Source organism: Spirochaetota bacterium (assembly GCA_034190085.1).
Lineage (GTDB): Bacteria > Spirochaetota > UBA4802 > UBA4802 > JAFGDQ01 > JAXHTS01.
The window spans coordinates 1-10,416 of record JAXHTS010000020.1 but is presented as its reverse complement, the minus strand read 5'-3'; the positions used below and the strand labels follow the sequence as shown (position 1 = coordinate 10,416).

Below are 10,416 nucleotides of genomic sequence, written 5' to 3'. Positions count from 1 at the left end.
TAGCGAGTGAGAAGACAGAAGAATTTATGGAAAATTCCTCAATAGCCCTTTTTTTGCGTAGAGTCCAGGAGCTCTTTGTTCGTGATGATCATATAGCGCTCATGTTCAGGTTTGCAATTGCCAAGTACCGCTTCTACATCCTCCGTGTTGACGGTGAGGTTATTGAGGAGATAGGATCATCCGAGTATATTGATCAAAAAGATTATTATATCCTGGGAGAACAGCCTGTTGGCAAGCATCTCCATATCGATTATATGCCCTTTTACGATTACTCACCATCTATTAAGGATGCTAAAACAATTGGAAACGGCATAAGATATCTTAACAGATATCTTTCAAGCAACATATTCAGCAGACCTGATGAATGGAACGCAAAACTCTTCAATTTTATCAGACTCCACAAGCATAATGGAGAGCAGCTCCTGGTCAATGGCTCAATTCTTACTGAATTTGATCAATTCTACAATGGAATTCAGGCTGTAACAGAATGGCTGGGAAAGGAACACTCGGACGCTCCCTTTTCCCTTGTAGAGAAAAGGATGAAAGAGGCTGGCTTTGAGTCTGGATGGGGTAATACAGTAGGCAGAGTTCTTGGAACAATGCAGCTTTTGATTGATCTCTTAAATGAACCTACAGATATTCTGTTGGAGCAATTCCTTTCACGAGTCCCAATGCCTCTCATATCAAAGATAGCGATAATATCTCCTCACGGCTGGTTTGGCCAAGAGAATGTGCTAGGCAGGCCCGATACAGGGGGGCAGGTGATATATATACTTGATCAGGTGAGGGCCTTGGAGAAACAGCTGAAACAGGAGATTGAACTGGCTGGTCTAAATATTATACCTGCAATAATAGTATTATCAAGATTCATACCTGACGCAGAGGATACAACATGCAATCTTAGAAAGGAAAAAATTCATCAGACAGACAACTGCTGGATATTAAGAGTCCCCTTTAAGGATAAAGATCATAATATTGTAAATCACTGGATACCCCGTTTTAAAATATGGCCTTATTTAGAACAATTTGCTGAAGATTCAACACTACAGCTTATTAGTGAATTCAGAGGAAGGCCAGACCTTGTAATAGGCAATTATTCAGACGGGAACCTTGTATCATCACTTATTTCAGAGAGGCTTGATATTACCCAATGCACCATTGCGCATGCTCTTGAAAAGACCAAATATCTCTTTTCCGATCTGTATTGGAATGACTATGAGGATGATTATCATTTCTCCATACAGTTTGCGGCGGATATTATTTCGATGAACAGGTCGGATTTTATTATTTCAAGCACCTATCAGGAGATAGCCGGCACAGAGGAGTCCATGGGGCAGTATGAATCATACCAATTCTTTACCATGCCAGGGTTGCTTCAGGTACAAAACGGTATAAACCTATTTGATCCTAAGTTTAATATTATACCCCCTGGAGTAGAGGAAAAATTATATTTCCCCTATTATCTAAAAGACAAAAGGGTGGAAAACAAGACTAATATATGGAAAAAGAGAATTTTTCAGGAAAATTCCAATGATATTTATGGAGAGCTTAAGTATCCTGATAAAATACCGATCTTCACCATGGCCAGGCTCGACAGAATAAAGAACATCACTGGGCTGATTGAGGCTTATGGCATAAGTGAAACGCTTAGGGAAAACTGTAATTTAATATTTGCCGCAGGCACAACACATTTTGAGGAGTCAAAGGATATTGAAGAGCAGGAGGAAATAAGAAAAGCCTACCATCTCATAGATAAGTACGATCTCTATAATAATGTAAGATGGATGCCTAGCATAAACAAGATCGATACTGGCGAGGTTTATAGGATCATCGCTGACTACAGGGGAATATTTGTTCAACCTGCTCATTTTGAAGCCTTTGGGCTTACCATCCTCGAGGCAATGATTTCAGGACTACCCACATTCGGTCCAATATTCGGCGGTCCGCTTGAGATCATTGAAGATGGTACCAGTGGATTTCTGTTGAATACTAGCAGCCCTCAACTGATAGCAGAGGGTATTGAAGATTTTATTAAAAGATATTTTAATGATAAATCACACTGGGACTTCATATCCGAGAATGGCATTAAGAGGGTCAAGGAACACTTTACATGGAAATTATACAGCGAAAGACTGCTTAATCTTGCTAAAATTTACGGATTCTGGAGGTATTCTGTATCTGGAAAAGAGAAGGTTAAGATGCACAAATACAATGATTTAATCTATAACTTCATCTTTAAAGAAAGGGCTGAATCTCTATAGAGTTCGCCATCCCTTATCCTCTTACCTATATACAATACTTCTATCCTATTTTTTTTTAGATTGAGTATAAATGTTATACATAAGTGAGTATTTAATTTAATGACAGATTCCAACATTACAAAAATACCTGTTTCATGCAACAAGGATTGTGGGGGTGGATGCCCACTATTGGCTTATGTTAGGGATGGGCGAGTGATAAAGATTGCCAACAATCCTTTGGGGGGCAGGTATATGACTGGTTGCATCAAGGGATTCCAGATGCCAAGAGTACTCTATTCTTCAGAGAGATTAAAGAAGCCCCTCTTGCGTACTGGCGTCAGGGGTTCTGGAAATTTTGAAGAGGTGGAATGGGATAAGGCGCTTGATATTATTTCTGACAAACTGAACTCAATTAAAGAAAAATATGGAAACAAAGCCATACTACCACTGGGGGGTTCCGGCGCCTGCCGTGGGGCCTTGCATAACACCATACGACTGACCTTCAGATTTTTAAACCTATTTGGAGGCTATACGAGTACCTATGGCTCTTATAGCGCTGGTGCTGCAGAATTTACCATCCCTCGTATCATTGGAATGCCATGGACCGGGATAGACCCCGGCACTCTGCTGAACTCGAAGATGATTATCCTCTGGGGGGCAAATATTGCTGATTGCAAATTCGGATGTGAATTGTATGGCTATATATATGAAGCCAAAAAAAAGGGAACCGAGGTAGTTGTCATTGATCCTAGAAGATCATCATCAGTACGCAAACTGGCTAGCAAATGGATTCCCATTCGACCTGGCACTGATTCAGCCATGATGATGGCGGTGTTATATGTGCTTATTACGGAAAATTTAATAGATGATAGGTTTATTGAAAAATATAGCCTTGGCTTTGACGAACTCAAGAGATATGTGCTTGGAATAGGAGATGACGAACAACAAGCAAAAACCCCTTCTTGGGCAGAAGGGATTTGTGGTACACCTGCTTCAATAATAACTGAATTCGCTAAACTTTATGGAAGATCGAAACCTTCAGCCCTTCTTCCAGGGCTTTCTATTCAAAGAACTATTGGTGGAGAAGAGGCTGTTCGTATGCCTATTGTCTTACAGATAGCTACTGGAAATTTCGGGAAAATGGGCGGTTCTTCGGGCGCAATTACATGGGGCACCCTTCCTCGCCCAAGGATAAAAGCGATCAAAACTAATTCAAATCCCATCAAGGAATCTGTTTCAACATACCTCTGGCCTGATTTAATATTGGAAGGAGAAAAGGGCGGTTATCCCTGTGATATTAAGGCTATCTATAATGTAGGTGGCAATTACATAGTACAGGGCAGCGATATTCATAAGAGTATCAGAGCCTTTGAAAAAGTTGAGTTTTCAGTATGTCATGATTACTTCCTAACACCAACTGCCCGATACTGCGATATCGTTTTGCCAGTTACAACCTTTCTTGAAAGGCAGGACATCGTTTTCTCAGGAGGCAATTACCTGCTCTTTTCCAATCAGGTATCTCAACCATTGCATGGAAGCAGAAATGATTATGATATATTCTCTGATCTCGCTTATAGATTGGGATTTGGCGATGAGTTCACTGAAGGGAAGGATGAGGAGGAATGGTTGAATGAATTTGTCGCTTCCTCTGAGATTGCTGACTATGATGAGTTTAAGAGAACTGGGATATATTATGGGAAAGATCAACTACGGGTTGGGCTTTCTGATTTTATTGCAGATCCGAAGGCTAATCCTCTGTTTACTCCATCTGGAAAGGTTGAGATCTTTTCCGAATCCTTTGGTATGACAGGTTTTTCGCCAATACCAGAGGTTAGAATACTTGAGCCAAATAACGATTATCCGCTCAGGCTAATAAGCCCCAAATCGAGATTCAGGATACACTCACAATATAGCAATATCCCTTTATCTGGAGAACGGGAGAGACATGAATTATGGATGAATCCAGCAGATGCCGTTATTCGAAACATAAATAACGGACAAAAAGTCTTAATCACAAGCCCACAGGGGAGTGTGAAAATCAATGCGTATATCACTGAAGACATTATGCAGGGTGTTGTGTGCCTTCAAGAGGGCATATGGCCTTCCTTTGACTCATCAGGGATCGAAACATCAGGATCAGTAAATGTGCTTACTTCCACTGAACCCACTGAACCGAGTAAGGGCTCACGCACACACTCGGTCTTGGTTGAGGTTGCTCCTATGTAATAAAATATATACGATAACAATAATCACTCGCCAATAAGCGATAAAATCAATTTTGCAATTCTTCCAATAGCCCCTGGTTGTCCTAACTTTTCTTTCAACCCTTTTAGGTCTTCTATCATATTCTTGTATAATTCTCTATTGTCGAGTATTTTACATGCCTCTTCATATATCCTCTCTCCATTAACATCCCTTTGGAGGAGTTCCGGGCATAGTCTTTTCCCGGCTACAATATTCACCAGTGATATATGATCAACTTTTACCAGAATTCGTGCAATGATCTCAGAGATTAAACCTATTTTATAGACAATAACCATAGGTTTTCCTATGATTGCTGCTTCAAGAGTGGCTGTGCCGGAAGAGACGATGAGAAGGTCTGCCATTTCAATGGCTTTATAGGTGTTATCAATTACAAGATTGATTTCGATTTCGCTATTTTTTAGTTTTCTAACTTCCTCCTTCACAAAGGCCTCCGCCTCTTCACTAAGGAGGGGAATAAGAAATGAAGCATTATATCTTTGCTTCAGTTTTACAACAGCCTGCAGCATTGGAGACAGATGCCTTCTTAATTCAGAAATCCTTGAACCAGGCATAATGCATATGCAGGGTTTTTTTACTTTGACATTGATGCTATCACCCTTTTCTAAACCCTCCATCACCTTATCAACTAAAGGATTTCCTACAAAAAATGATTTTATTCCCTCTCTCCTGTATATCTCCTCCTCAAAGGGATAGAGGACTATTATTGCATCTATAGCTTTTTTTATTCGCTTTATGCGTGAGTAATACCAGGCCCAAATCTGAGGAGAGATGTAATAGATGACTCTTATGCCATCCTGCTTTAATCTTCTGGCAAGCAACAGATTGAATCCAGGGGAGTCTATGAGGATTGCTGTTTCTATTCCTTCTTTATGAATGAATGTGGTAATATCTATGAGGGCTCTTCTATAGAAGTGTAGCCTGAAGAGTGGTTCCACGACACCAAAAGCCTCAAATTGAGCGGATCGATATAACAGAAAAACGCTTTCCTTTCTCAATTCCGGTCCGCCTACAGCATAAAAATTTATATGATTATCCAGTCCCTTAAGTGAGCGCACAATCATAGCGCCATGAAGATCGCCGCTTGCTTCGCCTGCCATTATGAATATCTTTTTATTCATTAATGCTTCCCTGCCGATTTTGCTCTATTAATATATAATTCCATAATTTTAAAAAACCAGTCACATGCCCATTAAGATTAATTTTTTTTTATTTGCATAATCAATAACCTCATCCCTGTTCACTAAGAGAATCATTCCTGCTTCAAGGGCAAGGAGACTGCATCCGTATTTTGACATAATTCTTACTGTTTGTATGCCAACCGCTGGGATATCAAACCTCCTGTCCTGATTGTTTCTTGCTGCTTTGCATACAACGGAGCCATGCTTCCCGATTAGACCGCCCCTCTTAATGGCATCGTTGGTGCCTTCCGCTGCCTCAACAGCTAAGATGGTTTTGTTATTCACTACTATTGTCTGTCCAATGTCCATCGTAGCCAGTTGTTTGGCATATTCCATTCCAAATATTGCATCTTCATTCTCTCTTTCTGTTGGGTATAGCTCTGTTAATATTCCTTTATCAACAATCATATCATTTAGATATAAATCTTGAGGTAATATTTCAATACCAATTTTTTCAAGCACATCATGAATTGATTGAAAAATTGTGAGATCCTTGCCATCCATCATGTTTTGAATAATCTTGAGTGTGTTTTCATCAAATCCCTTTCTCTGTATAAAACCTCTTTTATCGATTTTCCCAATTATTATTACTTTGTTTATTCTGTTTTCTGACAAAAGCCTCAATATTTCTGTAACCTGTCCATGTGCTATTCCCAAAACCATGCAGTTAAAGTTTTCAAATCTTTTCTTCAATCCCTGCAACACTATGATTACCTTAATCTTACTTTGCTCACTTAATCGGCCAGCAAGTATTACAGGCAATTCACCATCCCCAGCGAGTATCGCTATTCTATCTTTGTTCATATTTTATATGGATATCTATAATTTTAACTTCAAACCTGTTTGAAAATTCCTTGAAAATAATATAAATCAACATCATTTTGGCAAGGAAAAAGCAATGAACAGTATGAATATTAATTATCAATAGAGGTGAAAAATGCGTAATGACAATAATCAATTTCACTTCCGACTTTTTGTCAGGGGAGATATTGATGGTTTTATTGGTCTATTTATTGATAATCTTGTCAATCTTCTATTGATAACAGGACTCTGCCTCAAGATAGGCATGCCAAGGGAGCTTGTCTTTGGGAAAATCCTTCCTGGGACAGCCCTTTCAGTACTTGCAGGGAATATTTTTTATTCCTATCAGGCAAGAAAACTCGCATTGAGGGAGGGGAGGGCGAATGTTACTGCCCTTCCATATGGCATCAATACAGTCAGTCTTTTAGCCTTCTTCTCTTTCATCATTGTTCCGGTTTATATTCAAACAAATGATGCCTATTTTGCTTGGAAGGTGGGTGTGGCATGCTGTTTTGTAAGCGGTATCTTTGAAGGTCTTGGAGCCTTTGTTGGAGAAAAGATTAGGAGTATATCTCCACGAGGAGCACTGCTCTCTACTCTCTCTGGAATAGCAATTGTATTCATAGCTCTAAATCACACCCTTCCAATATGGGACAAGCCTTTAATCACATTTGTTCCTTTAGCCTTTATTCTTATTGAATATTTCTCTCATGCCAAGCTGCCATTCAGGATTCCAGCGGGGCTGTATGCCCTTATAATAGGTTCTATTATTGCCTGGAGCATAGGTGCAATGGATAAGGATGTGATGATGAGGTCAACTAAAGATCTGTCACTTTTTGCTCCTGGATTTGCATTTTCTGCGGTTTTTTCAGGGATAAAGGACATCCTTCCATATCTTGGTGTTGCCATACCAATGGGAATAATGAGCTTTTTGGGGACATTGCAGAATATTGAATCCGCGTCCGCAGCGGGCGATAATTATCGAGCTATGCCTTCCCTGGCAATGAATGGCATTGGCACTGTAATTAGTTCATTCTTCGGTTCTCCATTCCCAACTACAGTATATATTGGTCATCCGGGATGGAAAGGTCTTGGAGCCCGGGCAGGATATTCCATAATAAACGGAGCAATTGTAAGCCTTATATGCTTCACAGGACTTATGAGCGTTATTTCCTCTTCAATCCCCCTGGAGGCGGGATACCCAATACTACTCTGGATTGGTCTGGTAATAACAGCCCAGGCATTTCAGACCACCCCAAAGGAACATGCGCCTGGGATTGCCTTCGGTTTGCTTCCCGCAATCTCTGCTTGGGGTCTTTCACTTCTTAAGCAATACATAAACTCGGATGGGAAATACTCAACTCTTGAGGTGAATAACATGATCTCTAATGTTCTGCCACATCTCAAGGGCATCATTTCATTTTCCGAAGGTCCCCTTCTCTCAGCAATGTTTTTAACCGCGGTGGTTGTGTATCTTATCGAGAAGAAGTATCTCTTGTCATTCTACTGGACTATACCTCTGATTATATGTTCCTATTTTGGTTTTATCCACTCAACTGACATTGGTATAGGCATGGCCGGCCAAATTCCAATGGGATATAGTATTTTTGGTTTAGTGCTTTTAATGGTTTACTTCTATAATAAAATAGGTTCGAGAAATAGTTGAGAATGCCAATTGTGTCAGTTCTCTTTTCGTGCAGCGGATGTTCCTTGATCACTCATCTGGTTAATCACTATATCATTTGTTAATGTCGAATCTTAATAAAGTTTTTCACAAGGTGTGAAGCGAGTCATAGATTATTGAAACATATTATAATTTGTCCTGAAATTGATTTCAATTATTATCTTATGAATTATTTTTTGGGAGGGAGCAAACCTGAGTGAGTCTTCAATCCCTTCAACCTATGCAACATCTCCTTAGTTATTATTTTCAATCCTAATCCTCACATTTGCCAACTATAATGTGATGCCGAATAACAGAAAACCTCAATCATTAAGGAAGTCTCGCACTGTATTGAGGAATAGTGAGAGACGATCATGATGTAGCCAATGTCCGGCTTCGGGTATGCAAATACTCTGTGCATAGCGAAATGAGTGAGCTTGGTTATCGCTTAACGGATTACCAGCCCAGCCATTGGCGCCATAGAGAAATAAGGTTGGGCAATCAATCCTTCTCTCAATCTCGCGGATTTCATGAGCATTAAATTGGAGAGGTGAGAGTATTCGTGAACAATCATCATACTTCCAACTGAAGGTATTATCATCATTCTGTTTAAGTCCGTGATTTGCGATATGTTCGGCCTGTTCAGCGGAGAGTGATGTGATAACAGTTCGAATTCGTTCAGCAGCCTCTTGAATTGATGAAAAACGATATTGGGTTCGGTTCTCCATCCTTCGAGTCGCTTCAATCCATCTCTTCACGCGCTTCCATAGGGGATCATCTTCTGATTTTGCGAATCTTCTGGTCATAGGCCCAAGCCCTTCAATCACCGCGAGTCTTTTCACATGCTCAGGATAAAATCCAGCATACAAAATTGCTACAGCGCCGCCATATGAATGGCCAATGATCGATGTGTCAGAGGCCCCTAAATGCTCTATTAGTCTAGCTATATCCAAAACAGAATCAAGAAGGGAGTACATGCTTCCCGGAGCCCAAGAACTATCGCCATGACCGCGCAGGTCCGGAGCTATGATGTGATACTCATTGTGTAAACTTTTCGCAACCATGTCCCAACTACGAGCGTGATCCTTCCCTCCATGAATTAAAAGGAGAAGGGGCTTGTGCTCATTGCCCCAATCAACAAAGTGCAGACACAACCTCTGTGAATAATAAAAACGGGAGTTTGGCGTTGCTTTATCTGAGAAATCAGCTTCAACCATTATTTATATCCTATTTAATTTCATGATTATATATTAATCCCCTGAAGGGAGCATATCCTTATTTCATTGATGCTCAAAGCAGTTATTCAAACATCAGCGTTTTGGAAAATATTAATAAAGGGATGAACCGCTTTGAATTCAAAGAAACAAACCATATAGAAACAAATCCGTCAAGCCAAAAGCATTTAGAAAAGATTGCATCCATATAAAACTTTATTGAATCAATAGCAACCTTTCATAAGTTGTATGATGATTCATTTAATATTATTCCTACCCTTCTTGAGTCAAAAGAAAATCATGCATCTTCCTCTGCTATCAATGGCCTAAAGGGGATGTCGAATTGCGAACATCTGTTAATTGTCTGGTAACATAAGTGAGACAAATATATAATTCACCAATTGTCGAATATCCTTCGCAGGGAGATTGTATAATCTATTATTCTTTATTACTAACTGCTCATAAACTGGAGGGTAGGGATAGACTATGTCATTCCTGTGAATGGAGGAATCTCATCATGATTCTATTTGTTATAGACTCCTGTATTCACAGGAGTGACAGTTAACTGATGTCATTCACCTGTATGCTCAGGCGCAGGCTCTGCTAATGGAAAAATCTCATAACGCTATAATGACAATTGAATGATATCGATAGCGTAACAACGCGGATAAAGGTAACGCTGAATAAAAATCGGAGTAATACACAGAAAGTCCCTCTTTGGGGGATTTAGGTAGGATTCCCAGCAAGGGCAGTCCTAGCGCAAAAAATAGCATGAGGCAGCCCTGGGGCTGAGGGGGAGAACCCCTTGGCTACTCGATTAGCTGATATTGAATTAAAATTCGTATATAAATAATTTAAAGATACTATTTTTTATTTTTTTATCATTAGTCCAAATTTTACCATTATTTATTACTGCTGACATACATATTACAGTATCTATTAATCCTACTCCTTTTTGAATTAGTTTATTTTTATAAGAATATTCCCCCGCCTTTATCCATATATCCTTTTCGTAAATTGTAGGTAAGTAATTGTAATATTCTTTTATTATTTGG

7 protein-coding genes are annotated in these 10,416 nt (G+C 39.6%); 3 read left to right on the top strand and 4 right to left on the bottom strand.

Features of this window, described 5'->3' with window-relative positions; genetic code table 11:
• Window positions 1–2,261, top strand: a 2,261-nt coding sequence (locus SVZ03_04245) for a sucrose synthase (protein ID MDY6933417.1), incomplete at its 5' end; no start/stop codon positions are given.
• Between the two features lie 99 nt (window positions 2,262–2,360).
• On the top strand, window positions 2,361–4,466 hold the full coding sequence (locus SVZ03_04240) for a molybdopterin-dependent oxidoreductase (GenBank protein ID MDY6933416.1): 2,106 nt from the start codon (window positions 2,361–2,363) through the stop codon (window positions 4,464–4,466).
• A 23-nt stretch (window positions 4,467–4,489) separates the two neighbouring features.
• Here the strand turns inward: SVZ03_04240 and lpxB are convergent, their stop codons facing one another.
• Window positions 4,490–5,623, bottom strand: coding sequence for a lipid-A-disaccharide synthase (gene lpxB, locus SVZ03_04235; protein ID MDY6933415.1), 1,134 nt, complete (start codon window positions 5,621–5,623; stop codon window positions 4,490–4,492).
• 60 nt (window positions 5,624–5,683) lie between these two features.
• Window positions 5,684–6,487 (bottom strand): UDP-2,3-diacylglucosamine diphosphatase LpxI, encoded by an 804-nt coding sequence (gene lpxI, locus SVZ03_04230; GenBank protein ID MDY6933414.1) that lies wholly within the window; start codon window positions 6,485–6,487, stop codon window positions 5,684–5,686.
• A gap of 133 nt (window positions 6,488–6,620) precedes the next feature.
• Between lpxI and SVZ03_04225 the strand changes: the two genes are divergently transcribed.
• Window positions 6,621–8,150, top strand: coding sequence for an NCS2 family permease (locus SVZ03_04225; protein ID MDY6933413.1), 1,530 nt, complete (start codon window positions 6,621–6,623; stop codon window positions 8,148–8,150).
• 320 nt (window positions 8,151–8,470) lie between these two features.
• Here SVZ03_04225 and SVZ03_04220 read toward each other — a convergent pair whose 3' ends face one another.
• Complete coding sequence (locus tag SVZ03_04220) at window positions 8,471–9,364, bottom strand: alpha/beta hydrolase (GenBank protein ID MDY6933412.1); 894 nt, start codon at window positions 9,362–9,364, stop codon at window positions 8,471–8,473.
• Between the two features lie 829 nt (window positions 9,365–10,193).
• On the bottom strand, window positions 10,194–10,416 hold a 223-nt coding region (locus tag SVZ03_04215; protein ID MDY6933411.1), incomplete at its 5' end, for a hypothetical protein.